Below are 24,694 nucleotides of genomic sequence, written 5' to 3'. Positions count from 1 at the left end.
TTAAGCGTGTTGACTACGCATCAAGTTTAGCAAAATACACTTTTGCCGCCGCTTTGACTTTTGGTGCCAAAATAAATGCAGACAACATGGTTGGAATAGCCATTAGGCCATACATGCCAATCATGAAGTTAAACACGACATCCAGAGTTACAATACAGCCAGCCACAATCGAAAGTAAGTAGAACCATTTATATAGGTGTGCTTTTTGCTCGCCAACCATAAACGCAAAACATTTTTCGCCGTAGTACCAATAAGTAAACATAGTAGATGCGGCTAAAAACAAAATTTGAATCGCAAGCAAAATCTGCCCAGTAAGCCCTAACTCTTGACCAAACACTTGCATCGTTAATTCAACGCCTTTAACGCCTTCTACGTCTTGCCACATGCCAGACGCTAGAATAACTAAGGCAGTACAAGTACAAATTAACAATGTGTCTATCATTGGGCCTAACATTCCCACTAGGCCTTCTCTAATCGGCTCATCAGTTTTTACTGCGCCATGCGCTAATACTTCCGTTCCAATACCGGCTTCGTTTGAGAAAACACCTCGAGATACACCGATAATGATCACCCCAAGCAAACCGCCAGATATCGCTTCGGCTTTAAAGGCTTGGACAAAAATACTAGAGAAAATCGCTGGTATTTCAGGGAGATGATTAAATAGTACGGCTAATGTCATAAGAAAGTAGCTAATCGCCATAATTGGCACTAAACGGCTCGTTACATAGGCTACTCGTTTTAAACCACCTAAGATAACCGCGGCCACAAGTGCGGTAATAACAACAGCAATAATTGCGTTAAACATCATTGGGTTTGTCACCCAACTATCAGGGACTAATTCTTCTCTAAAGGCAGCGGTAAGCTGGTTCGCTTGAAATGATGGAATGGTTCCAAATAACCCAGCAAAGGCAAATAATAAGGCCAGTGGTTTCCAGCGCTTACCTAATCCTTCCATGATCACGTACATAGGACCACCATGAACATTGCCGTTTTTATCTGTACTGCGGAACATTACGCCTAACGAACAAGTAAAAAACTTGGTGGAAACACCTAGCAAGGCAGTAAGCCACATCCAAAATACTGCGCCTGGCCCGCCAGCGGTAATTGCAAGCGCAACGCCACTAATGTTACCCATGCCGACGGTACCTGCTAATGCGGCTGATAGAGCTTGTGCGTGAGTCAATTGACCTTTTTCTGAGTCATGATCGTGTTTACCAGTTAACAAGCTAATGCCGTGAGACAAGTATCGAAAAGGAATTAAGCGCGAGTAAATGGAGAAAAATATTCCACCACCTACTAACCACACAATCATTGGCATTCCCCATACAAAGTTGGAGAAAGCCGCCGTTACTTCATTTAACCATTCCATCTAAAAAACCTTAAACGTTATTTTTGTTGTTCTTATTCTTATGCCAAACATAAACCACCCACATTGTTAGTAACAACAATGGTACACACATGGTTAATAGGCTGTTCCAGCCATACGATTTGATAACCCAGCCTGCAGACAAAGAGGCAATTGCTTGGCATGAGAACATTATTAAGTCATTAAAGCCTTGGACTTTAAATCTTTCTTCTGGCTCGTAGCTCAATGGCAACAGTGAGGTCGCCGATATAAACATAAAGTTCCAGCCAATCCCTAACAGTACCAATGACGCCCAGTAATGAACATACTCTTTTCCTAAAAAACCGATCATTAAGCATAAAAAGAAGATTAGCACGCCACTAATAATCATATTTTTCTGTCCAAAACGTTTCACTAACGCACCGGTAAAAAAGGAAGGTAGGTACATAGCAATAATGTGGCTTTGAATAACCCATTTTGTATCAGCCATGTCAAACCCATGATGCACATGCATACTAATTGGCGTCGCGGTCATAATAAAGCTCATGACACTAAAGGCTACAGTCGCAGAAATTATAGCAACTAAAAAAATAGGTTGTTTTATAATTTCGTTTAACGACCTTGGTTCGCCAGATACTTTGACAATCGACTTATGTACATCGACGTATTTAGACAGTAAAAATATGGCCGGAATATAAAGCAAGGCCATGATGGCAAAAGAACCAGTAAACTCAGTACTAAAAATGTCTTTACCAATGTAAGCAATTTCAGGCCCAATATAGGCTGCTATTAAACCGGCAATAAGCATTACGGAAATTGCTTCACTGGCATGCTCATCGTTAACAGACTCCATCGCGGCAAAGCGAAATTGCTGAGAATTGGCAATCATGAAGCCGAAGTTAAAGATGGCAAAGCAGAACAACCAAAAATGTTGTAAGTAAATGGCATAGCTTGTGATGAGACAGTTGACTCCTCCCCAAGTAGCGGCAATGATAAACCCTTTTTTACGACCAATTGTCGACAGTAACTTAACCGCTGGAAGCATATAAAAAGCGATACCCACTATCATGCAGGCGATCGGCAGCGTTGCTAAAACTGGAGTGGGAGCTAGCTTTAGTCCAACAAATCCACCAACAAACACCACGACTGGACCGATGGATCCCATTAAGGCTTGGGATAACATCAAAAGCCAAACGTTTTTATGCATATTTACAAACACTGGGGCTCCAAATATATTAAGTTCGATTCAATTAGACATTAGTTGCTAAGGCAGTCTATTATTTAAACAGTAGTTAACGCTAATAAATAGCGCTACGCATTAACCTCAATGGACTATGTGAAAATTAGATATGTAACGCAAGGGGAAAAACATGAAAATTAACAATCTTTTGTCTTTAATTGCAATGATGTTGGTATTTCCGAACTCAGTATATGCAAATGACTCCAAAGTGACGTTTCAAAACCCTGATGAGTTTAGAGATATTCGTTCAACGGACCAAAGTAAAAACAGATCTCAAAAGGCGTTACTGAACAAACTATCGTCATATATCGAGAAGTTATCAAAAGATTTACCAGATGGTTATTCAGTACATATCGCGTTTACCGATATCGATTTAGCTGGACGTGTGGATTACCAATTTAATATGGGTAGAGAAATTAGAGTTATTCGCCACCAAGATACGCCTAAGCTTGAGTTTGAAGTTCAATTGCTCAAAAATGGGCAGGCTGTTTCAAAAAGTAATGTAGAGCTAAAAGACATTGCCTTCATGGATAAGCCAGTACTTTTAGGTTTGAGAAGCGATACATTACGTTACGAAAAACGTATGCTTAAAGAATGGTTTGAAAGCGACCTGACGACGATGATCCAAAATTGGAACAAACAGCAAAATAATGTGATGCAAGCTGTATAGAGTTTCAAAAGTAATATTTTATGAAAAAGAGCGGCACCATTGGTCCGCTCTTTTTGCATTTGTTAACGACTATTCAAATTGTGTTTGATAACTAACTACAAGACGCTTCACGCACCGAATTGATAACCACCGGTTCAACAGGCACGTCACTCATACCACCAACACTACCTGTGGCTACAGATTCAATAGCATCCACTACATCCATGCCATCAATTACGCCACCAAACACAGTGTAGCCATACCCATCAGCAGCGCTTGGCTGATTTAAAAAGTCATTGTATACCGTATTAATAAAAAACTGTGAGGTTGCAGAATTAGGCGCGCTAGTTCGAGCCATTGCAATTCTACCACGATAGTTTTTAAGGCCGTTTCGAGATTCTATCTCAATAGGCTGCCCCGTTTCAGGTCGGTTCAATCCTGCATCAAAACCGCCACCTTGAATCATAAAGCCTTTAATTACGCGATGAAAAATTAGATCATCGTAAAAACCAAGAACGGCATAATTCTTAAAATTTGCAGACGTTTTAGGGGCATACTTTTCGTCAATCGCAATAGTAATGTTTCCAAGACTAGTAACCATTGAATAGCAGGCGTAATTACCGCGTGAGACGTCTATTGCAGCGGTATCATCATTTTCCAAAACAGGATAACTTGGTGCTGGTGGGGGAGTTGACTCATCTGAACCACAGCTAATTAACATTGATAAAGATAAAGCGGATACTAATAGTGAACGAAGCATGTACAAATTCCGAAGTTGTTATTTTTATATGTCGAGTGTACGTAGTTCACGCAACCACCTCAAGCCCACCTACCATAAAAAAATAGCTCTGTTATGATAACCCTAATCATTTAATAAAAGAGCACAACTGACCATGCAACAACAAATTTTAACCATGTTGACCATGCAAGACGAGATGAATACAAAAGTACATCCTCAATGGCGAGATCAAGGCTTTGCCTGGCATCGTGCTATATGGGTTGAACTAGCGGAAATGTTGGACCACTACGGATGGAAATGGTGGAAGCACCAGCAACCAGATATTGAACAAGTTCACTTAGAGCTTATCGACATTTTTCACTTTGGGTTGAGCGCTAGGTTAGCAGCAGGACAAGCCGTTAGCGAAATCGCTGCAGATATCGAACGTGAATTAGCATCACCAAATAAAGAAGCAACTTTTGCGGAAACTATTGAAACTATGGTTGCCAATACTTTGTCGACTAAGGGTTTTGATGTTGCAACATTTGCCGGTTTAATGGCACAAACTGAACTGAGTTTTGATGAGTTGTTCCGTCATTACGTTGGTAAAAACGTATTAAACTTTTTCCGTCAAGATCACGGTTATAAAACCGGAGAGTACATAAAGGTTTGGAACGGAAAAGAAGACAACGAAGTGTTAATGGATGTACTGCGTTCGACAGATGCAACACAAGCTGATTTTAAAGACAAAGTATACCAAGGCTTAAAGTCTGCTTACCCTGGCGTTTAATTGGCATAAATTAGCAAGTAATTGTTAATTTTCTACATACTGTAAATCAAATTAAAACCCTCGAAATGTTTGTATAACGTTCGAGGGTTTTGTAAATATTGTAATAGCCTTTTTATACAGCCATTATTTTATTGCAGATTTAAAATTACCCAAAGTGGTATGCAATAAGTGTAATTTCTTCACAACGGATTCTATAGCGTTTTTTTGCATAGCAGGGGTTTGATTTGACTCTTTAATCGACAGAATTTGCTCTGCTGTTTCTTCCAAATAAGGCATGAACTTAGTTGCTGTTGATTCAAAACCTGAGTCGTCTTTGAATATTCGACCAAATTTGCCATGACCCTGCTTTTTTAGCTCATCAATATATTTATCGGCGTCGATAGCTTTGCGATATAACTCTTTTAAATTGTCTTCTAGGCTATTGATTAAACTTTCCACTCAAGATATTCCTAATTTTTCCGATAAATGATAGTGGCTAGTTTAACTGAAATTGACTAGTCTAAAAAGCGACACAATCAATTAAAGTTATTTAATTGATGACCTTTGAATAAACAAACCAGGAGTTAAACTGTGTTCGTTTCATCGACAGGTAATGGCATTGCATCTCAAGCAATGCAAGGTGGCGAAGCATTAGCAGCTAATTTAGCTAAAAATGCACAAGAGTTAGAGGGGCAGGCCGCATTGCAACTACTCGCAAGCACGGCTCAACTTCAATTAGCGTCACCATCCGTTGGCAGTACTGGCGGATTAATAGGTACTACTATCAACATTACAGCGTAGCGTAAAGTAGTCGGCACATGCTGCTAAAGTTTAATGTGCCATCGTAGTTCCGGATTTATTAGGGGAGAGTTATAGGCTAATAGGCGTTTTGCTTGCTTCTCCCCCTATTTCCCTCACTAACTTAGGCATTAAAAAACCAGGTAATGCTTTTAACATGGCTTTATAAATGGCTATTGCTCTAGACTCATCAATATCAAAGTGACTTGCGCCGTCAACCTTATCAAATAAGTGCAGGTAATAAGGTAAAATTCCACCGTCAAAGAGTGCCTCGCTCAGTTCAATTTGACTATCAGCATTATCGTTAACGTTTTTTAGCAACACCGCTTGATTTAATACGGTGCAGTCTGCTCTTTTTAAATGGGCAACGCCCTTTTTTAGGCGTACCGATATTTCATTGGCATGGTTTATATGAAGAACAACAATAGTTTTGAAAGAGGCTCTTTCAAGTATATTAACTAAACCTTTAGTAATACGGCTAGGAATAACCACTGGAAGCCGGGTGTGGATTCGAAGACGTTTAATATTAGGAAGTTGCTCTAGTTGTCCAATAAACCATTCGATTGCGTCATCTTTTGCCATGAGCGGATCGCCACCACTTAAAATAACTTCGTTTATTTCGCTGTGTGCTTTGATGTAGTCAATATGTTGCAACAACTGTTGTTTGTTTACTGCGTTATCGGCATAAGGAAAATGTCGTCTAAAACAGTATCGGCAGTTAACGGCGCAACCTGTTTTAAACATAATTAATACTCTTGATTCATATTTGTGCAATAAACCGGGTTGCTCTGCGTTATGCTCCTGTAACGGGTCGATGACAAATCCTGCTTTGCTTTCAAACTCTTTCGCACTAGGCAAAACTTGTAGCAACAAAGGGTCTTGGTCGTCGCCATGGCGCATAAGCTGTGCAAAGGGACGAGGAACACGCATTGAAAAAAGGCGACGCGCTTCGTTATCTTGGTCTATATTTTCTGCATCAATGTTTAAATAAGTCAGCAAATCTTCTAGGCGAGTGAAACTTTGTTTCAATTCTTTTTGCCATTGGGACTCAACAGATAGGTTTGCTTGTTGTATCATTCGTTTCACTTATATTTTGGTATTAATCTACTTAGAGGATGACATGGCTTCATTCAGCACAAACCAATTTAAAGCTGGCCTAAAATTAATGATTGACGGCGAGCCTTGCAACATTTTAGAAAATGAAATCGTTAAACCAGGTAAAGGCCAAGCTTTTAACCGAGTTCGCATCCGTAAACTAGTTAGCGGTAAAGTATTAGAAAAAACATTTAAGTCTGGCGAGTCAGTTGAAGGCGCAGACGTAATGGATACAGATCTAGCTTACTTGTATACAGACGGCGAGTTTTGGCATTTTATGAACAACGATACATTTGAGCAAATTGCAGCAGATGAAAAAGCCGTTGCAGACTCAGTAAAATGGTTAGTAGAAAACGACGTATGTACGCTAACGTTATGGAATGGTAACCCAATTGCTGTAACACCGCCTAATTTTGTTGAATTAGAAATTACAGAAACAGACCCTGGTCTAAAAGGTGATACTGCGGGTACAGGCGGTAAGCCAGCTACACTAAGTACAGGTGCGGTAGTACGTGTCCCTTTATTCGTTCAAACGGGTGAAGTAATTCGTGTTGATACGCGTACTGGCGACTATGTTGGTCGTGCTCAAAAATAAATTAATGACGCTAAACTAGTCGCTACTTGTAACGTTTAGTTTGGATTTATTCAATTTTTGGTAACATAAGAGTCGGCTTAGCTGACTCTTTTTTTTGCCTGCAGCTTGGAATAATTTCGTAACCTAGTTTTAATGTTCGGTACCGTAAATACAAGGGAAATCTAATGTGGCAACCTAGTAGCTCAATTGAAACGCTCAAGCAGCGAGCTAAGTTTATTAACAAAATTCGCCAATTTTTTATGTCTCGTGATGTATTAGAAGTCGATACACCACTTCTTAGTCATGGCACTGTTACGGATGTGCACCTTGATGCATTTAGTAGTGAATTTTTTCATGACAACTCGGGACAAAATAAGCAGTTGTTTTTACAAACTTCACCTGAATTTGCTATGAAACGTTTATTAAGCGCAGGTAGTGGTTCCATTTATCAAATATGCAAAGCGTTTCGAAATGAGAGTCCGGGTCGCTTGCATAATCCCGAATTTACTATGTTGGAATGGTACAGAGTAGATTATGATGAACATGAGTTAATGGATGAAGTTGATGCCTTGCTGAAAACGCTTTTGGGTACGCAGGCTGCGATACGTATTAGTTATCAAACAGCATTTCAAAACGCATTCAATATTGAGCTACATACTACTGAGATTAGCCAATTAAAAGCGCTAGTGCTTGCCCACAGTCCACATGATGACTGGGTTCACAATGAAACTAATAAAGATACTCTTTTGCAATGGTTGTTTAGTGTTGTAATCGAGCCTACTTTAGGCGCGCCTAATTCCTTGTATAATTCGACAGAACAATGGTGTCCTTGTTTTGTTTATGACTTTCCAGCATCGCAAGCCGCACTTGCCAGAATTAATAAAAACAACTCAACGCTTGCGCACCGTTTTGAACTCTATTTTAAAGGGATAGAGCTAGCGAATGGTTATTACGAACTGCAAAGTGAGCAAGAACAGCTAATGCGATTTACTAAAGACAACGAACAGCGAGCTTTATTAAATAAACCGGTTATGCCAATCGATAAGAATTTGATTGATGCTTTAAAAAGTGGTTTTCCAAATTGTGCAGGCGTAGCATTGGGCGTAGATAGACTCTTTTTACTTTCACAACAAAAAGACTCCATTAACGAAGTGATAAGTTTCGCTTACTCTCGTTGTTAGAGAGTAAGCTACATTGGTAACTTTATAATTTGCGGCAACCTATGAAAGCACTTGGGTTATAGCCTCTGATAACCCGCTAAAGGTAATTGGCTTGGTTAATTTCAAGGCAAACAACGAGTCTTTATCATCGACAAACACATCAGCGGTTAATGCGACAACCGTCTGATTTGGCTTATTTGTTTTTATTTGTTCAGTTGCTTCAAAACCATTAATGTCGGGTAAGTTAATATCCATCAATACTAAATCGAACGTGTTGTCTTTGCATAGTTGTACGCCCTGTAAACCATTGTCTGCAAGTGACACTATACAGCCTAGGTTTTCCAGCATAGCTTTTACTAACACCTGATTAATATTGTTATCCTCGACTACTAAAATGCTTTTTCCAGGTGGAAGGTGTTTTTCTGATTGAGTCGGCTTTTTTTGTACTTGCTTTTTAACAACAGGAAGTGGAATTTCTAGTCTTATATGTGTGCCTTTTCCTACTTCACTACTTACGGATATTTCGCCATTCATCAACTCAAGTAATCCAAGCGTTATACTTAAGCCTAACCCTGTGCCATGTGCTTTTTTATTACCAACTTGATGATATTTATCAAATATATTAGGTAAATCTTGTTCGCTTATTCCTACGCCTTCATCAATAATATTAATAATGGCCTGGTTAGATTGAATTTCTAAGTTTAAGGTTATAGTAGTGCCCGAATTGGAAAACTTAATAGAGTTGTTAACTAAATTAATAATAATTTGCGACAACTTACCTGGGTCTAAATAAACCTCAAAGTTACTATCAGAAGAATATGAGTGACTTATGTTAATGCCTTGCTCTTGAGCCTTAACGTTTAGCATGTTTAAAACATTATCAACAGTGTCACATACGTCAAAATGTTGAGGCTCTAATGTCATCTTACCGGCTTCAATTTTACTCAGCTCTAAAACCGCATTAACCATCGATAATAAGTGCTTGCCACTAAAATCTATGTTTTCAATATAGCTTCTAGCTTGTTTATCTTTAAGTAATGTATCGGCGTCACTTAGTAGTAACTCGCTAAATCCAATAATAGCGTTAAGTGGTGTACGAATTTCGTGAGACATATTGGATAAGAACTCAGTCTTAAACTGATTTGCCTGTTCTAATCTTTTGGTTTTAACTCTAAGCTCTAATTGATTAATAACTTCACGCCCTAGTATCTCTAACGCCTTTTTCTGATGAGCATCGAGTTTTTTAGGGATTCGATCTATTACGCAAAGTGTACCAATGGGCAGACCTTCAGGGGATTTTAATGGCATACCAGCGTAAAAGCGTATATCTGGGTTTTCAGTAACGAGCGGATTATCAAAAAAGCGTTCATCCTTACTGGTGTCTTCTACCTCAAAAACTTCGTCTTGTAAGATTGCATGGCTACAAAAAGCAATATCTCGGTTCGTTTCATTCGCACCTAGACCAACTTTACTTTTAAACCACTGTCGATCTGGATCCACTAAACTTATGAGAGATATAGGAGTACCACAAATCTCAGAGGCCAACTCAGTCAAATCGTCGAATGACTTTTCTGCTTCAGTGTCTAACACTTCATACTCAAGAAGTTTTTTTACCCTCTCCGATTCTTTCCAATGTAACGGCGCAGACTTCATTAATGTTTTTCCCTAGTTAAAACAGCTCGATAGCTTCGTCACTCGAGCTTTGGTTTAGCTCTTTTTTAAACAGCTCAATAGCCTCTTCAATACTGGCCCCATTCATAACAGCTTCATACATCGCCATTTCACTATCAATACTATAACTAGAACGAATCTTTATTCGCAACGAACCCCAGTCTTCCGGGCTCTCTAATTTTTCGTTATCACTTAATAAGTCGGCAAGTAAAACTAAGTTTTCCTGAACGTGATTGAGTCTTTGTGCAAGGCGATCATAAAATTGGAAAGCGACAATTGCACCATTTACTTTTTCATACATTTTGGCGGCAGCTTGTTGTGTTTCCTTTGAGCACTCGTCGTTACTTTGCATCGACAAGCAAAAGTTAGCAAGATTTTGAAAAGAGTCGCCGATTTGCTCAATGGAGTTTTCACCGTCTAGCATGCCTGTATGAATCTGAGCCACATTCAGTGCAAGTAATTTTGCGGTTTCAGAACGAAAACATAGATCGGCACCAGTCGATAAATTTAACGCCATATGATATCTCCTAATCAGTAGAGGTCATCGATAATTGCTCAATAATATTAAAAGCTTGTCTTGGGTGATTCGCAAACAGTCCATCAATCCCATTGTCGTATAGCCATTTAATTTCTTCTGCATGGTCAACAGTAAAAACAAATACCTTTAGACCTTGTGCTTGTATTGCATGTACAAGCTTTAAATTTAGGCAGTCCATATCCAAATGAACACTATACAAAGCAAAGTCCTTTAACAAAGACTCAATATTTATTGGGTTTACCGCTAATAATAGACCAAGTTTCAAATCTGGCAGGTGTTTAGAGATATCTTTTAGATAATGGTGATTAAAAGAAGAAATAATGAGACGGGATCGATCGAAGTTAAATTCACGACAAAGTCGGCTTAACTCTTGTTCAAAGCGCTTAATAGACTTGAGGTATTTAATTTCAATATTTAAAACAAATTCAAATTGAGAGCAATACTCAATAAGCCATGACAATGTTGGCAACGGCTCACCATCATTTCCTTGGATTGTCTGTAAATCGTAATCTGAAAGTTGAGTTACATGCTTGTCGATGTTTAATAATCGAGTAAGCCACCTGTCATGGAATACCACAAAGTCATTTTCGGTTTCAAAGACGTCAATTTCCACACCATGCATCATATCATCGTTACAATGACGAATAGCGACGCGACTATTTTCCGGATGCAGTGCCGATTCACCGCGATGAGCAAAAACCATCATAAGGCATACTCTTTATTTTGTTGGTGTGAGCGTAGATTATTGTTTAGCCGACGCTTTTTTAGTTGACTGAGTTTCATATATTGCCGCAGCGAGAATAACAGAACCTCCACCAATAGTAGCAAGTGCAGGCACTTCAGCAAGAATTAAAAACGCGAAGCTAATACCATAAACGGGTTGTAAGCACCCTACTAAAGAGGCAGTTTTCGCAGAAGTCAAAGAAATAGCAGACGCAAACAGTGCGTGAGCACATGCAGAAAATACCACAGCAAATAAAATAAGCTTACCGATAGACTCAGCCGTTAGGGTTAACGCAGGCGTCTCTGCAATTGGGAATAGTAAGAGAGCGGTCACTAAAAATTGGAAAAACATAGATTGGCCACCCGAATAGTGACTAAATTTGTGTTGAACTAAAATGTTTCGAAGTGCAAAACAAAACGCTGAGATTAAACCACAGCCTATGCCCAAAATCGTATCGTCACTTAATGACTCACCACCAAACCACAAGTCTGGGAATAGCATAGCAACACCAAATAAAACCGCTAAACCCAATACCATATCTTTGTTGGTAGGGCGGGTTTTTCGAAATAAAGGCTCAATAAAAACCGTCATCATTGGATAGGTGAATAGCGCTAACATGGCGATAGCAACTGTTGTAATTTGAATCGCGTAAAAGTAGGTAACCCAATGAATGGCGGCAAGTGCGCCAATGAGCAGGGCCATTAATATATCTTTTTTTGAGTGAAGCTTTAGGGATTGCTTCTTATATCGAACAAAAATAGCTAAAAATATTGCCGCAAAAATGGCGCGATAAGCTGTAATATCTAAAGCGGGTAAATCAATTAACTTAGCAAAAAGTCCAGCTCCACCTAAGAGAAGTACCCCAAGGTGAAGTTGCAGTAAACCTGACATATTGGTTTAGTTAGACTTTTTAGTTGCGAACAGTTCACCTAAACGAGTAGTTGAGCCTGCTTTAACATCGTCGGCAAATTCAATAGCGTCTTTACCAAATAGACAAACCACCGTCGAACCTAATTTAAAGCGACCCATTTCTTCGCCACGTTCTAACTTAACAGACTTTTCGCCTTCCGCTGGGTAATCCCAACGATTAACAAACTTACCGCGAGGAGGTGTAATTTCTCCCGCCCATACTGTTTCGATACTTCTTACAATAGTAGCGCCTACTAATACCATCGCCATTGGACCAATTTCAGTATCAAACATGGCCACAACACGCTCATTACGAGCAAACAAGTTAGGCACGTTTTGCGCCGTTAATGGGTTAACAGAAAACGCGTCACCCGGTACGTAGATCATATCTGTTAATGTGCCAGCTACCGGCATATGCAAACGGTGGTAATCACTAGGAGCAAGGTAGATACAGGCAAAGTCACCGTCATCAAACTTCTCTGCTAAGTCTTCGTAGCCACCTAGTAATTCTAATGCTGTGTAGTAATGGTTTTTCGCTTGTACTAAACGACCATCATCAATTTTACCCAGTTGGCTTACCGCGCCATCTACAGGATGTGCAATTTCGTTTTCGCCATCAACGATAGTACGAACATCTTCAGCCAACTCACGGGTGAAAAAGTCGTTAAAGGTTTTGTAGTGTTTTGGATCTGGGTATTTCGCTTCGTCCATATTAATGTCGTAAGCTTTTATGAAACTTTTAATAAAAAACGTGGTGACAAAACCAAGCTTTGCTTTTGCTAAATAACCGACAAGTTTAGACACACCATGCTTTGGTAATGCGTACTGAAAGGCTAATTTTAAATTGTCGTATTTCACTGTCATTTCCTACTGTTTTTCGTGAGCCGATTATTGTAACCGACAGACCGTAATTTGAGAATTATTTTGAATCTTTAGACTGATGACGAAGCGTAATTTCATCAACCGTCTGTAAAATACGAATATAGCTTTGGTAACGTTGCTCACTCACATGACCATCTTTAATGGCTTGCTTTAACGCACAGCCAGGGTCGTTTTTATGGCTACAGTCTCTAAACTTACACTGTGTGACATAGTCAGAAAACTCAACAAAGCCAGCCAATATTTCTTCTTGGCTTAAATGCCACATAGCAAATTCACGTATTCCTGGTGAGTCAATAACAGCACCGCCATTTTCTAAACGATAGAGTCTAGAAGCGGTTGTTGTATGCTGACCCAAACGGCTATTCGTTGAGACGATTTTGGTTTCAATGTTTACGTCAGGCAATATTGCATTGGTAAGTGATGACTTACCTACGCCAGACTGACCAACAAACACACTGGTGTGGCCTTCGATAAGTTGTTTTACCTGATCAATGCCTTCTTCTTCAATAGCAGACAGGGTAACCACTTCGTAACCAATAGAACGATACAAGGCAACAGTGCTTTCCACTACATCGCGGTTAGAGTCGTCGAGCAAGTCCATTTTGTTTATCAGAATGATAGGTGTAATGCTGAGCTGCTCAACCGCCACTAAGTAGCGGTCAATAATATTAGGCGTCAAATCTGGGAGTAACGCGGACACAATCAAAATACGGTCAATATTCGCAGCGACTGGCTTTAAACCGTCATAAAAGTCTGGTCGAACAAATTCACTAGTTCGAGGTTCAACGGCTTCTATAACACCTTGGAAGTCATCGTTATTAACCGTGTATGGTCGCCAAACGACAGAGTCACCACAAACTAATGACGCAACATTACGACGAATGTTGCAGCGGATCATGGTTTGATCTTCCATTTCTACATCGGCATGCTGACCGTAGCGCGTAATTACACGACCGAAACTTTGCGGGCCTAATAAGGCATCATCAACAACTGTCTCTGGTTCTTGATTTTCAGCACCTTTCGCTTTAGCTAATCGCTTACTCTGATTGGCCTTGATACGACGTGTTTGAGATTTTGATAATTTCTTTTGTTTTGCCACTTTTGCTCTATGATTTAGTTATTAAAACTTGTGAAAGTCATTAAAAAGAATAACAATGCCTTTATAGTATACGTAACCGACCTTGATAAAAAGGAATGAGTAGGCCCTTATATGTCTTTTAGTGAAAATAACCTAGTTTGGGTAGATTTAGAAATGACTGGACTAGAGCCAAGACATTGCAAAGTTTTGGAAATAGCCACCATAGTCACCGACAGTGAATTAAATATCATTGCCGAAGGCCCAGAACTAGCCATCCATCAGTCGGACGAAATTTTAGATAACATGGATGAGTGGTGCATTCGTCAACATGGTAAAACAGGCCTTACTGACCGCTGTAAAAAAAGTACAGTAACAGAAGCGCAAGCCTGTGAAATGACGATTGATTTTTTAAAGGATTATGTGCCTGCCGGTGTTTCTCCAATGTGTGGAAATAGCATAGGCCAAGACCGTCGCTTTATGCATATTCATATGCTTTCTTTAGAAGAATTTTTTCACTACAGAAATATAGATGTAAGCACGATTAAAGAATTAGGCAGAAGATGGCGCCCTGAAGTGTTAGACGGCGTTCAGAAAAAAGGTGTTCATTTAGCCCTTGATGATATTCGCGAGAGTATCGCAGAGCTTAAACATTATAAAGACACATTTTTTAAGCTTTAATTAAAAAAAACAAGTTTAGCCAAAGGTCGTAAATTTATATAAGCAGCCGGCTAAAATGAAGTTATCCATTTAAAACAAAAACCGCAACGTTAGGTTTTAATCACATGCGGTTTTTTTTGTGTCTGCACTTCTATTAAATTGTTACCAATTATCAAGCGGTACTATTTATTGAACGTTTATCAAAAGGAACTCTAGTCTTGCATTGATTCAAGTTCAATTTCAATCGCTCGGCAGCTTATCCACACTTCATATAGCGACATCAACAACGACAATACTAACGTTAATAAACTACACCCAAACATAATAGAACCAAGTTGCGGTTGCTCTAGGAATAATGCGAGCATAGCCAATACACACAGCAGGAAACTTAATACGCCACAGGTTTGCATCGAGCGGATTAAATGTAAGCGGCTTTTTAAGTTGGTGATTTGTCTTTTAACAACGACTTCCAGACCTTTATTGTTTCTCTGATTTAGTTCTCTAATCAGTTGCGCAAGAACGAGGAATCGGTTGGTATAAGCTAATAAAAGCAAAGAGATAGCAGGAAAAAGTAGTGCTGGAGTAGTTAACGTCATGTCGAATACATCAATAAAACTAGGGTTTAAAAAGCATACAGACAGTCATTGCTTAAAGACAATTATTTTTGCCATAAAAATTAGTTATTTTTCATAACAAAAGTTGCTATTCTGTTTTTAATTAAGTCGAGCCTTTTATGGAGAGCGACCATTGGCTGTAAATAAAGTGGAAGAACAAGAACTACTAAAGGTAAAAGACGAATTAGCAAAATTGCAAAAGACGTTAGCCGTGGTAGAGAATGACAAGCAGGAAGCAGAAGATGCGCTTGTGGAATTGTCGCAGCACTTAACAATTCAAGAAGAGCAACTCGAAGCGTTACAGCAAGAGCAGCCGATAGCCGATGGAAGTGAAATTGCGTTACTCACAGAGAAGCTCAAAAACGCCGAACTGGAGTCTGAGCGGCTCTCTGAACAGTTGCTTGTTAAAGACTTATCAATTAGTCAATTTATGACCGAAATTGGCGATTTAAAAGATATTATTGAGTCAACTCAGGCAACCAATGCAGCAATTGAAGATACGAACCAATCAAAAATATTAGCTGAAAAGCAAGCTGAACAGCTAGTTGAGTTACAGCAACAAATTAGTCACCTCTCCGAGTTACTAGACAAGACCTCAGAAGAAAACGTTAATCATAAACAACAACTGCAAGAGCAACAAGTCAAGTTTTCGACAAGCCAAAATGAAGCAGAAACTGAATTCGCAAAACAACAAGTCGAACAGAACCAAAGCATATCAAAACTTAAAAATCGCGTTGCAGAATTAGAGCAACAAGTTGAAGTTGATGCTTTTGACAATAAGATGTTGCAAGAAGAAGTTGTCGGTTATCAATCCGATATAGAAAAACAAGTTGGAGAGTTAAGTGCTCTTCAGCAACTAACCACATCGTTGACCGAAAAAATTGATCATCTTGAAGAGCAGTTAGAAGAAAAGACGCAGTTAGGTCTTGAGTACAAATTAAAGTTCCAAGGCGCTGAAGAAAGCAATAAGACGCTATCATTGGAGCTGAGTAAAAAAGAACAAGCTTATATTGCATTAGAAGAGCAGTTTTCATCAAGTAAAGACAACTTAGCAACACAAATAGAAACAGTGCAAAATCTTGAGCTGCAAATTCATAAGCTCGAAAAACGCAATGCCGAATTAGTTCAAGAGCAAGTTCGCCAAGAACAGCAAAAGCAAGCTGATGTCGAATCTCTAGAGTCTACGATAAAGGAATTGAACGACTCACTTGATTCTCAGAAGATCGATTTTACCGAACAAATCGCTGAACTAAACGCTAAGTATATTGAAAAAGAAAGTGCCTTAACTGAGGCGTTAGTTAACTCTGAAAAGCTAAGTAACCTTTTAGAAATAAGCCAAGAAGAAACAAAAAATGCGTTAGAAAATGCGAAAAAATCTCAGTCTGAACAGTTACAAATAGCTGAACAACAAATTGAACAGCAAAAGCAGCAACATCAACAACAAATTGAACAGCAAGAACAGCAACATCAGCAACAAATTGACCTGCTAAATGTTAAAAAGGACGACTTAGCGAATTTACTGGCGTTGGCCGAAGAGAACAACCGACAATCTCAACAGCAAATTACTGCGCTAAACGCTAAGTATATTGAAAAAGAAAACGCCTTAACCCAAGCGAACCGTGAAGCGGCAGAACAGCTTGAAGCTTATGAAGCTCAAAAAACAGAGCAAGCGGCGAACTGGGAGTCTGAAAAAGAACAACTTGAGCGTCAAAAAGTGGATGTAGACACTGCTCATCAGCAATTACAAAATAACTTGTTAGCGATGACGGCGCAGCTAAAAGACCTAGAAAGTGAAAGGGATAACCTACAAAGCCGAATTGGTGAGTTGGAACAGCAAACTCAACAACAGGAACAGCAAACTCAACAACAGGAACAGCAACTCCAACAGCAAATTGACCTGTTAAATGTTAAAAAGGACGACTTAGCGAATTTACTGGCGTTGGCTGAAGAGAACAACCGACAATCTCAACAGCAAATTACGGCGCTGAACGCTAAGTATATTGAAAAAGAAAACGCATTAAGCAAGGCCAATCGTGAGACTGCAGAACAGCTTGAAGCTTATGAAGCTCAAAAAATAGAGCAAGCGGCTAACTGGGCAATTGAAAAAGAGCAAATCGAACGCCAAAAAGTGGATGTCGATATTGCTCATCAGCAATTACAAAATAACTTGTTAGCCATGACAGCACAGCTTCAAGACGTTGAAAGAGAGAGAGATAACCTACAAGATGAGTTATTAATAGCAACTCAAAATGGTGATGAAAACTCAACCGCGCTTACTCAACAAAATAAAGAATTAGCAGAAAAAGTTAAAGTGGCCGAAGAACTAGCATCTAGCCTGCAAAGCCGAATTGGCGAGCTGGAGCTTAAGTACCAACAACAAATTGACCAATTAAATGTCAAAAACGACGACTTAGCGAACATACTGGCATTAGCTAACGAGAATGACCGACTGTCTCAGCAGCAAATTACACAACTTAAAGTGGAATTAGTTGAAACAAAAGAGCAGTTGGTTGCTTCTCAAGAAAAATTGGCCAGTAATTCTAATGCTGATGATGCGATGGCCATGCTAGAGGCGACAAATAGTCGTTTAGCAAAAGAATTGAAAACAATCAGCGATGCTAAGCATGAACTGCAAGAGCAAGTTAATTACTCAGAGCAGAAAGCGGCATCATTGCAAGCTCAATTGTCTACCGCACAAAATGTTAGTACCGAGCATAGCGATCAGTTACTTGAAACTAATATAGAATTTAACGAACTTATTGAAACGCTCAAAATCGAAAATGCTCAAATGAAAAATGATTTTGAACAGCTAAAAGTTCGATTTGATGACTCGATGGGCCAATTAGCCCAAGTTGATGATGACCTAGTTGAAAGTCAACAACGCCTACGAGAAGTTAAAGACGAGTTACGTAAAGAACGTGAGCGAAACCATCAAGTAGAGCATGAATTAAAGTTAGTTAATGAAATAGAGCAACAACATAGGGATGAGTTAGAAGCCTATAAACAAGGTCATATAGAAGAAACTGAATTGGTGGCCGAAGCTGAAATTGATCATGCTAGAACTGTTATCCAGCAATTAAGAGCAGAAAACTCTAGGTTGAAAACTGATTTAGATGAAAAAATTTCAGAATTAGAAAGCCAGGTTACCGAGTATCGGTTAAAATTCAACTTTGCCCAACAACAACTTGTTGCGCAGCAGCAGTTATCAGAGCAACAAAGTTAATTATGTTGCTCAATTTGATCTATTAAACTGAGATTATATTTATGAGCCAAAACAAGGCGAACAACTTTGCACGAATTCGTGCCCTTCCGCGTAAGCAGCAAGGTATTCTTTCTCTCGTGCTATTGCAACGAATGTTGCCGAATTACAAACTTTTTACCACAGTTACCGAGTTTCCTCAGCCACATCAAATAGACAACGTAATGAACAGCTTATGGGAACGCTTATTAGTTCACGGAAGTAAATTGAATTTTTCGGCGTTAGAAGAAAAAGTCGAATTGTTAACGCCCGATGAAGCTGACTTTGATATGTATGGCGTGTATCCAGCAATATACTTTTGTACAGGCCTACTAAACTATATCGCTGGTGAGCAGACAGAAGATGATTTTGACGGTGTAGACATCGCAAAAATCTCTCAAGGTTGTATTGTCCATTTGATTGAATACCAAGCTGGCGATACAGAGCTAGATAACGCTCAAATTCGTGACCATGAGCTAATGATCCACGAAGTTGAATTACTTACTGAGTTGATTGATTGGTTAGAAACGTTTGAAATGAAAAAGCTCTCGGCGAATGAAATCAAAAAACTTGCACTTAGCAAAGCGTATGCTGACGGCGTAACAAATATAGGAATTTCACTGGAAGATTAGTCTTTTAGTTGTAAATAAGTAAGCTTCTATAAAAAGCAGTGTTATTAATACGCTGCTTTTTTTCGCACTTTAGTAACAAGTTTGTCACTTATCAACAAGGACTAAATTTACTAATTTATGTACTAATGGCGACACGATAAAAATAGCAGGAAATGCAACTGTAAAGGCAAATCCCCAAGCTTTTAACCACATTAATAATAAATCTGGAATTATACCTACGTTAAAAGTAGTGATCACAAGTGACATAACACAAGACATGATCAATGCCATAAAAAACGAAAAAACAATGCGGTGATACTTTTGGCTTATCACTCAATTCTCCTAAATAGACGTATGTGTTAACTTATTTTGATTGCGTCTGGTGCCGTTATTTGTGGCGACGCCATTTGCTGTATTTGGCATGTACGCCACGACTTAAGTTAGCAGAGTAACCTTCTACTGCATCAATTCCGTATAAAATAGCCACAACTAACACCGACAGTTTTATTGCCACTATCGAGTCAACTACAGCTATACAGACACCTAACGCGGCAAGTGCCCATATTGTTGCTGCAGACGTAACGCCAGTCACAACGCCTTCCCGGGTCATCATTACACCGGCACCTAAAAAGCCAACGCCGGTAACGACTTGACCAATAATACGAGACGGATCAGACGCGTCGTTTATAACAAAGGCAGAAATAGCGACGAACATATAAGTACCTAGTACAATCAGCGACGAGGTTCTAATGCCAACAGGCTTGCCTCGTAACTGACGTTCAAGACCAATAATGGAACCACATAATAATGCGGCCCCAATGGATTGCCAACTAAAAGGGTGTATCGATAATAATTCTGTTAATGTCATGATAATACTCTGAAAAAAGAAGGCGCGTTATACACGTTAAACTAATTTTAGCCCAATACTTTCTAGTAAGTTTACGGCCTCAAACCTTGAAAACGTTGCACCTTCAATATCGTTTTCAAATAAATTAATGGAATAGCCAACGGCTTCGGTAAAGTTAGCATTATTTAAAACCGTTTTGTTAAATTGGCTATTAGTAAAGTCAGTAAAACTAAAGTCTGCGTTTTTAAAAATGCCTTCACGAAAATCAACATCAAAAGCTCTGCATTCTTCTAATACCAAACTAGGTAACTCTAAGCCAAAAAAAGAACTGTCATTGAGCACGCACTTTTCAAATTTTACCTGCGCCGACAAGCTGATATTTGGCCAATAAGCTCGCGTCCAATCAATACCTAACATTTTGCAATCGGCAAATAAAACATCTGCATATTGGCAACCACCTACTTTTGACAAGCTTAGATTGCAGCGAACAAAATGGCATTCAACAAATTTACAGTCTTCAAAGTTTACATCACTAAAATTACAGTCTGTGAACGTACAACCTTCAAATTCGGCATCATTTATAGCGCTGTCTGACATATCTAGATCAGTAAAAAACGCATCTAAATAGTGGGCATTACTGTTTATATATTTTGTCAAAATACGACCTTGTTATTAAAGCGGTTTATTTAATAAATACTGAATCAAAGCGAAATATTCTTGTTTTGATTTAATTTCTCTCATGAAGCTTTCTTGCTTAAAACAATGAGGGCAGTAAAATGAAAAGAACTCACGGACTTCAGGTTTTTTAACATCATAAGGCTTTATTTCTTGATAATGTACGCCTTCTTCAAATTCAGCAGCGTTTGATTGGAATGCAAAAAGAGTAAATACAAGCGTAAACAAAGCGGTAATTAGTTGAGTGTTTTTTGACATGTATTTGTCCTTAAAACGGTCCACGGAGATTCCTTTGTATCGAGTTATCAAGAATATAAAATGATTGTTGCAGTAACGCGATGATTATTCAATGAGTTGCTTTCATAATATTAAAATAGGGCGCCAACAGGTGAAACTTAGCGATCGTTTAGGCACAATTCAGTCAATTGCAGAGCAATACCATAAGCAGTTTGAATACGACTATATATGGGATACCTGTTGTGACCATGGCCAACTTGGTGCCGCACTGTTAAAAAATGGCATAAGTAGCCAGCTCTTTTTTGTGGATATTGTTCCTGAGTTGGTGGCGAATGTAGAGCTAAACCTAAAACAGTTTTTTCCGAATCAAACAAATCAATGGCACACATTGTGCGAAGACGTTTCTTCTTTACCTTTAGATAAAGCCGCCAATATAAATGGAAAAACGGCTGTAAGTTCAAAGGTCGCGGACGATGTAAGACACTTGATTATAATTGCGGGCGTCGGCGGTGATTTAATGATTGAGTTTATCACTCAACTAAACAACAGATTTCCAAACTTATCGTTAGATTTTTTGTTGTGCCCTGTGCACCACCAATTTCCATTGCGTAAGCAACTCAAGGAAATGGAATTCAGACTTCGCCATGAAGTGGTACTAGAAGAAAACAATCGTTTTTATGAAGTACTTTTAGTAACAAATGACGTTAAACCTACGGAGACTAAACATACTAAGTTTATGAACTCAGAAGGTGAATTTGTGACCACAGGTAGTTCAAGCCAACCAAAGCGGATAGACGTTGCAGGTGAAGCACTTTGGTTTTATAAAACCGAAAACGAAAAGAGCATACTTGAGCGATATTTAATAAAAACACTAACGCACTATAGACGAATGCAAAAAGGAAACAATGAGTTTGCTAATACAGCAATAGCGGCTTATGAGAGTGTAAAAATAGAAAACGATAGCTAACGTTACTGTAACCTTGTTTTTTGAGTATCAGGCACTAGTCGGCGTAACCACTGCCAATGGCTCGAAAAGGCATATCTAGCTCCAGTTCAGGCACTTGTAAGCCTATCCAAGCGGGAAAGGTGTTACTGTTTGGGCCAGGAAAAAGGGTATATTCATTTTTCCAAGGATAGCGAAGGACTGCTGCCTCTATTTGTGGGATAAGTTTAGATGCTTTAGCACCACTAATGGTTAAAAATGCCTCTGGTTTGGCACCATACCAGTAGCGATCAGGTGTTTTTGTTGTGTAAGTTCTAATAGCTGGGCGGCCCTCTTTTACACCCCAACCAACCACTTCGTATACGGTATATTCATCAGCTCCTTGTTTTTTTAATGCAAACCAAGAGTGAACGGCAAACCAACCACGCCAGCTAAAAGCGTCAGCAGCATAAAATTGAATCACGGCGTCTTGCGTCACTTCAGGGTTAGGCGCTATCCCGGCAGGCTCACGACTTGTTTCACGCCAGTTCTTGCTTGAACACGACGATAGCAACAAGGCCATGATAATAATGAGGGTTGTCGAGAGTATTTTTGCTTTCATATAAATTCACCTTAACGAGTAAAAGACTCTACGTGCAAATAATGACTTGGTTCACTTCCCCAAAGTTGATTAAGTAGATTAATGTTTTGTTCACTAGCGGATGAGCTAAACAGAGTCACATTACCTTTATGTTTAGCATTCGATAATAGATTCTTTTCTAACAAGCGTCGTTGTACTTGGGCGGCAACGGGGCTAGCGGTATTGACGATTTCAGCTCTGTCATTAATTACTTTGCTAATAAGTGGTTCTAAAAAAACATAATGTGTACAACCCAGTGCAATTTGGTCCGCCCCTTTTTCAAGTAGCGGGCTAATATACTCAGCAACAATAGACAAAGCCTCATCACTTAATAAGTTGTTTGCCTCAACTAATTCCACCATTTTTGGACAAGCTTGAACTTCAACCTTAACATGTTGCTTAAATCGATTGATAAGTGAACTAAATGCAGCACTTTGTATAGTTTGTTCAGTGGCTAATACACCAATAATGCCTGACCGACTATTTAACGCAGCCGGTTTAATTCCTGGTTCTACACCAATAATTGGCAATGAATATTGTTCTCGTAAAAACGAGATTGCATTTACCGTCGCCGTATTGCATGCAACCACAATCGCCTTGCAGTTTTTTTCAATAAGAAACTGCGTAATGCTCTGGCAACGTTGTTGAATCTGTTGAGGCGATTTACTGCCATAAGGTGCATAAGCTTGATCGGCAACATAGATGAGATTTTCATTTGGCATTAAAGCATGAATGTCTTTGGCGATTGACAGTCCACCGACACCGGAATCAAAAATACCTATAGGTTGTTGCTCGTCGTTCATTTTATTTTTAATTGCTCCTAATTGAGCCGCAAAATTAGCATAATTCAACGAGTCTTTCACAATATAAAAAAGTAAAAATACAATTTACCAAAGAATACTTTTGATTAGTCGACTAATTCTGTAAATGTTGCGTCACATAATTTAGCAAGATCTGTTGCCGATAGCTCAAGTTCTAGTCCACGTCTACCACCACTAATAAAAATAGAAGATTGGTTTAACGCCGAGGTGTCGATGAAGGTGCGTAATCGTTTTTTTTGCCCGAGTGGCGAAATTCCACCAAGTACATACCCAGAACTTCTTTGTGCATCTATTGCATCGGCCATCGTCGCCTTTTTTGAACCGGTGGCTTTGGCAACCAACTTCATATTTAGTTTTGAGTTTGAAGGGACAAGAGCAACAATTAGCTCCGATGTCTGCAATTTAACAATTAACGTTTTATACACCGCACTTGCATCAACACTAAGCTTTTCTGCCGCCTCTAACGCATAAGAAGGTGACGCTGAGTCATGATGATACTCATGCACTTTGTGCTTAACGTTGTGTTGCAGCAAGCTATTAATTGCAGGAGTCATGAGCACACCATGTTTATTTTTTAAAAATAACCACATAAAAAGGTTAGTTCTAACATATTGAGAAATCTAACCTTTTACTTTTCAAAGGTATTTCCAAATTAGCACTTTGATAGCTGGTGGTTATGATATTTAGACAGGGTTACTAATGCGGTACAAGCACCGATTAACGCTAACCACATATCGGATTGTGTATCCCACTCATAACCCTGAGTGCCCAAAAAGGCTTCCGCGCCTTCGCCCGTCATGATGGCAACCCACCACTCTATTAATTCATAAAACGCGCTAAACGCGAGGCATATTGAAATGATAATAAAAGCCAGCCAAACCTGGCCATTAATAATGTGTTTCCTAATTAATACTTCTCTGGCAATTATAGCTGGTACAAAACCTTGAAAAAAATGGCCAACTTTATCGTAGTTATTTCGCTCAGCGCCCCACAGACCGTCAAATAATGGCACCTCGGCGTAGGTATAGTGACCACCAACCATTAAGACAATGCAATGCAAAAGAATGAGCGTATATAGAAGAGGAGTTAACTTAAATGAGTGGTATGTTGCAGCGACTAACACCACACCTAATACCGCTGGGGCGACTTCAAGTATCCAAGTAAAATGATCTTTAGGGTTAATGCCAGACCACACCAAAACGCTAGTAAAAATTATCAGCCAAAGATATTTCAAACTTAGATACTCCATTTTTATCAACTGGTTATACTTTAACTATGATTA

Annotated in this window: 29 protein-coding genes; 9 read left to right on the top strand and 20 right to left on the bottom strand. The window is 39.1% G+C overall.

What is annotated here, in order from left to right; genetic code table 11:
• Positions 1-13: 13 nt before the first annotated feature.
• Positions 14-1,369 (bottom strand): alanine/glycine:cation symporter family protein, encoded by a 1,356-nt coding sequence (locus J9318_RS13735; RefSeq protein ID WP_210560446.1) that lies wholly within the window; start codon positions 1,367-1,369, stop codon positions 14-16.
• A 10-nt stretch (positions 1,370-1,379) separates the two neighbouring features.
• Positions 1,380-2,564, bottom strand: a complete 1,185-nt coding sequence (locus J9318_RS13730) for an MFS transporter (protein ID WP_210560445.1) — start codon at positions 2,562-2,564, stop codon at positions 1,380-1,382.
• Between the two features lie 151 nt (positions 2,565-2,715).
• Between J9318_RS13730 and J9318_RS13725 the strand changes: the two genes are divergently transcribed.
• Positions 2,716-3,255: a DUF3016 domain-containing protein gene (locus J9318_RS13725; RefSeq protein ID WP_210560444.1), complete on the top strand. Its 540-nt coding sequence runs from the start codon at positions 2,716-2,718 to the stop codon at positions 3,253-3,255.
• 91 nt (positions 3,256-3,346) lie between these two features.
• Here J9318_RS13725 and J9318_RS13720 read toward each other — a convergent pair whose 3' ends face one another.
• On the bottom strand, positions 3,347-3,994 hold the full coding sequence (locus tag J9318_RS13720; protein WP_210560443.1) for a peptidylprolyl isomerase: 648 nt from the start codon (positions 3,992-3,994) through the stop codon (positions 3,347-3,349).
• A gap of 133 nt (positions 3,995-4,127) precedes the next feature.
• Between J9318_RS13720 and J9318_RS13715 the strand changes: the two genes are divergently transcribed.
• A complete protein-coding gene (locus tag J9318_RS13715; protein WP_210560442.1) occupies positions 4,128-4,742 on the top strand; it encodes a dUTP diphosphatase in 615 nt (204 codons plus the stop codon).
• A gap of 123 nt (positions 4,743-4,865) precedes the next feature.
• Here the strand turns inward: J9318_RS13715 and J9318_RS13710 are convergent, their stop codons facing one another.
• On the bottom strand, positions 4,866-5,180 hold the full coding sequence (locus J9318_RS13710) for a prephenate dehydrogenase (protein ID WP_210560441.1): 315 nt from the start codon (positions 5,178-5,180) through the stop codon (positions 4,866-4,868).
• 132 nt (positions 5,181-5,312) lie between these two features.
• Here J9318_RS13710 and J9318_RS13705 point away from each other — a divergent pair, with 132 nt between their 5' ends.
• The gene (locus J9318_RS13705; RefSeq protein WP_210560440.1) at positions 5,313-5,522 is read left to right on the top strand and encodes a hypothetical protein; all 210 of its coding nucleotides are present in this window, start codon (positions 5,313-5,315) and stop codon (positions 5,520-5,522) included.
• A 69-nt stretch (positions 5,523-5,591) separates the two neighbouring features.
• Here J9318_RS13705 and epmB read toward each other — a convergent pair whose 3' ends face one another.
• Positions 5,592-6,596 (bottom strand): EF-P beta-lysylation protein EpmB, encoded by a 1,005-nt coding sequence (gene epmB / locus J9318_RS13700; RefSeq protein ID WP_210560439.1) that lies wholly within the window; start codon positions 6,594-6,596, stop codon positions 5,592-5,594.
• A gap of 43 nt (positions 6,597-6,639) precedes the next feature.
• Between epmB and efp the strand changes: the two genes are divergently transcribed.
• A complete protein-coding gene (gene efp, locus J9318_RS13695) occupies positions 6,640-7,209 on the top strand; it encodes an elongation factor P (RefSeq protein ID WP_210560438.1) in 570 nt (189 codons plus the stop codon).
• Between the two features lie 164 nt (positions 7,210-7,373).
• Positions 7,374-8,369: an elongation factor P--(R)-beta-lysine ligase gene (gene epmA / locus J9318_RS13690; RefSeq protein WP_210560437.1), complete on the top strand. Its 996-nt coding sequence runs from the start codon at positions 7,374-7,376 to the stop codon at positions 8,367-8,369.
• Between the two features lie 39 nt (positions 8,370-8,408).
• Here epmA and J9318_RS13685 read toward each other — a convergent pair whose 3' ends face one another.
• The 6 genes from J9318_RS13685 to rsgA all read right to left on the bottom strand — a co-directional run bounded on the left by J9318_RS13685 (position 8,409) and on the right by rsgA (position 14,171).
• Positions 8,409-10,001 carry a GAF domain-containing hybrid sensor histidine kinase/response regulator gene (locus tag J9318_RS13685; protein ID WP_210560436.1) on the bottom strand — a complete coding sequence of 531 codons (1,593 nt, stop codon included), beginning with the start codon at positions 9,999-10,001 and terminating at the stop codon, positions 8,409-8,411.
• A gap of 16 nt (positions 10,002-10,017) precedes the next feature.
• Positions 10,018-10,536: a hypothetical protein gene (locus J9318_RS13680; protein ID WP_210560435.1), complete on the bottom strand. Its 519-nt coding sequence runs from the start codon at positions 10,534-10,536 to the stop codon at positions 10,018-10,020.
• Positions 10,537-10,546: 10 nt separating this feature from the next.
• Positions 10,547-11,263, bottom strand: a complete 717-nt coding sequence (locus tag J9318_RS13675; protein ID WP_210560434.1) for a glycerophosphodiester phosphodiesterase — start codon at positions 11,261-11,263, stop codon at positions 10,547-10,549.
• A gap of 36 nt (positions 11,264-11,299) precedes the next feature.
• Positions 11,300-12,172: a DMT family transporter gene (locus J9318_RS13670; RefSeq protein ID WP_210560433.1), complete on the bottom strand. Its 873-nt coding sequence runs from the start codon at positions 12,170-12,172 to the stop codon at positions 11,300-11,302.
• Positions 12,173-12,178: 6 nt separating this feature from the next.
• Positions 12,179-13,048 (bottom strand): archaetidylserine decarboxylase, encoded by an 870-nt coding sequence (gene asd, locus J9318_RS13665; protein WP_244731740.1) that lies wholly within the window; start codon positions 13,046-13,048, stop codon positions 12,179-12,181.
• Positions 13,049-13,109: 61 nt separating this feature from the next.
• Positions 13,110-14,171 carry a small ribosomal subunit biogenesis GTPase RsgA gene (gene rsgA, locus J9318_RS13660; protein WP_210560431.1) on the bottom strand — a complete coding sequence of 354 codons (1,062 nt, stop codon included), beginning with the start codon at positions 14,169-14,171 and terminating at the stop codon, positions 13,110-13,112.
• A gap of 111 nt (positions 14,172-14,282) precedes the next feature.
• Between rsgA and orn the strand changes: the two genes are divergently transcribed.
• Positions 14,283-14,828, top strand: coding sequence for an oligoribonuclease (orn, locus tag J9318_RS13655; RefSeq protein ID WP_210560430.1), 546 nt, complete (start codon positions 14,283-14,285; stop codon positions 14,826-14,828).
• A 191-nt stretch (positions 14,829-15,019) separates the two neighbouring features.
• Here orn and J9318_RS13650 read toward each other — a convergent pair whose 3' ends face one another.
• On the bottom strand, positions 15,020-15,403 hold the full coding sequence (locus tag J9318_RS13650) for a DUF2721 domain-containing protein (RefSeq protein WP_210560429.1): 384 nt from the start codon (positions 15,401-15,403) through the stop codon (positions 15,020-15,022).
• 151 nt (positions 15,404-15,554) lie between these two features.
• On the opposite strand from J9318_RS13650, the gene J9318_RS13645 reads away from it, so the two are divergent.
• The gene (locus J9318_RS13645; RefSeq protein ID WP_210560428.1) at positions 15,555-18,644 is read left to right on the top strand and encodes a coiled-coil domain-containing protein; all 3,090 of its coding nucleotides are present in this window, start codon (positions 15,555-15,557) and stop codon (positions 18,642-18,644) included.
• A gap of 41 nt (positions 18,645-18,685) precedes the next feature.
• Positions 18,686-19,291 (top strand): DUF416 family protein, encoded by a 606-nt coding sequence (locus tag J9318_RS13640; RefSeq protein ID WP_210560427.1) that lies wholly within the window; start codon positions 18,686-18,688, stop codon positions 19,289-19,291.
• An 84-nt stretch (positions 19,292-19,375) separates the two neighbouring features.
• Here the strand turns inward: J9318_RS13640 and J9318_RS13635 are convergent, their stop codons facing one another.
• Genes J9318_RS13635 through J9318_RS13620 form a run of 4 tightly spaced genes read right to left on the bottom strand, consistent with a single transcriptional unit; the run spans position 19,376 to position 21,050 of the window.
• A complete protein-coding gene (locus J9318_RS13635) occupies positions 19,376-19,603 on the bottom strand; it encodes a DUF2798 domain-containing protein (RefSeq protein ID WP_210560426.1) in 228 nt (75 codons plus the stop codon).
• A gap of 55 nt (positions 19,604-19,658) precedes the next feature.
• The gene (locus tag J9318_RS13630; protein ID WP_210560425.1) at positions 19,659-20,138 is read right to left on the bottom strand and encodes an MgtC/SapB family protein; all 480 of its coding nucleotides are present in this window, start codon (positions 20,136-20,138) and stop codon (positions 19,659-19,661) included.
• 36 nt (positions 20,139-20,174) lie between these two features.
• A complete protein-coding gene (locus tag J9318_RS13625; protein WP_210560424.1) occupies positions 20,175-20,774 on the bottom strand; it encodes a pentapeptide repeat-containing protein in 600 nt (199 codons plus the stop codon).
• A 15-nt stretch (positions 20,775-20,789) separates the two neighbouring features.
• Complete coding sequence (locus J9318_RS13620; RefSeq protein WP_210560423.1) at positions 20,790-21,050, bottom strand: thioredoxin domain-containing protein; 261 nt, start codon at positions 21,048-21,050, stop codon at positions 20,790-20,792.
• Between the two features lie 130 nt (positions 21,051-21,180).
• Between J9318_RS13620 and J9318_RS13615 the strand changes: the two genes are divergently transcribed.
• A complete protein-coding gene (locus tag J9318_RS13615) occupies positions 21,181-21,996 on the top strand; it encodes a tRNA (adenine(22)-N(1))-methyltransferase TrmK (protein ID WP_244731737.1) in 816 nt (271 codons plus the stop codon).
• A 34-nt stretch (positions 21,997-22,030) separates the two neighbouring features.
• On the opposite strand, the gene J9318_RS13610 is transcribed toward J9318_RS13615, so the two are convergent.
• The 4 genes from J9318_RS13610 to J9318_RS13595 all read right to left on the bottom strand — a co-directional run bounded on the left by J9318_RS13610 (position 22,031) and on the right by J9318_RS13595 (position 24,646).
• A complete protein-coding gene (locus tag J9318_RS13610) occupies positions 22,031-22,573 on the bottom strand; it encodes a DUF3750 domain-containing protein (protein ID WP_210560421.1) in 543 nt (180 codons plus the stop codon).
• Between the two features lie 11 nt (positions 22,574-22,584).
• The gene (murI, locus tag J9318_RS13605) at positions 22,585-23,394 is read right to left on the bottom strand and encodes a glutamate racemase (protein WP_210560420.1); all 810 of its coding nucleotides are present in this window, start codon (positions 23,392-23,394) and stop codon (positions 22,585-22,587) included.
• A 104-nt stretch (positions 23,395-23,498) separates the two neighbouring features.
• The gene (gene ybaK, locus J9318_RS13600; RefSeq protein ID WP_210560419.1) at positions 23,499-23,966 is read right to left on the bottom strand and encodes a Cys-tRNA(Pro) deacylase; all 468 of its coding nucleotides are present in this window, start codon (positions 23,964-23,966) and stop codon (positions 23,499-23,501) included.
• Positions 23,967-24,064: 98 nt separating this feature from the next.
• A complete protein-coding gene (locus J9318_RS13595) occupies positions 24,065-24,646 on the bottom strand; it encodes a DUF2238 domain-containing protein (RefSeq protein WP_210560418.1) in 582 nt (193 codons plus the stop codon).
• Positions 24,647-24,694 lie beyond the last annotated feature (48 nt).

The organism is Psychrosphaera aestuarii (genome assembly GCF_017948405.1).
Taxonomy (GTDB): Bacteria; Pseudomonadota; Gammaproteobacteria; order Enterobacterales; family Alteromonadaceae; genus Psychrosphaera; species Psychrosphaera aestuarii.
Note: the sequence above shows the minus strand (reverse complement) of the source record. Positions and strands in the feature narration are given on the sequence as shown.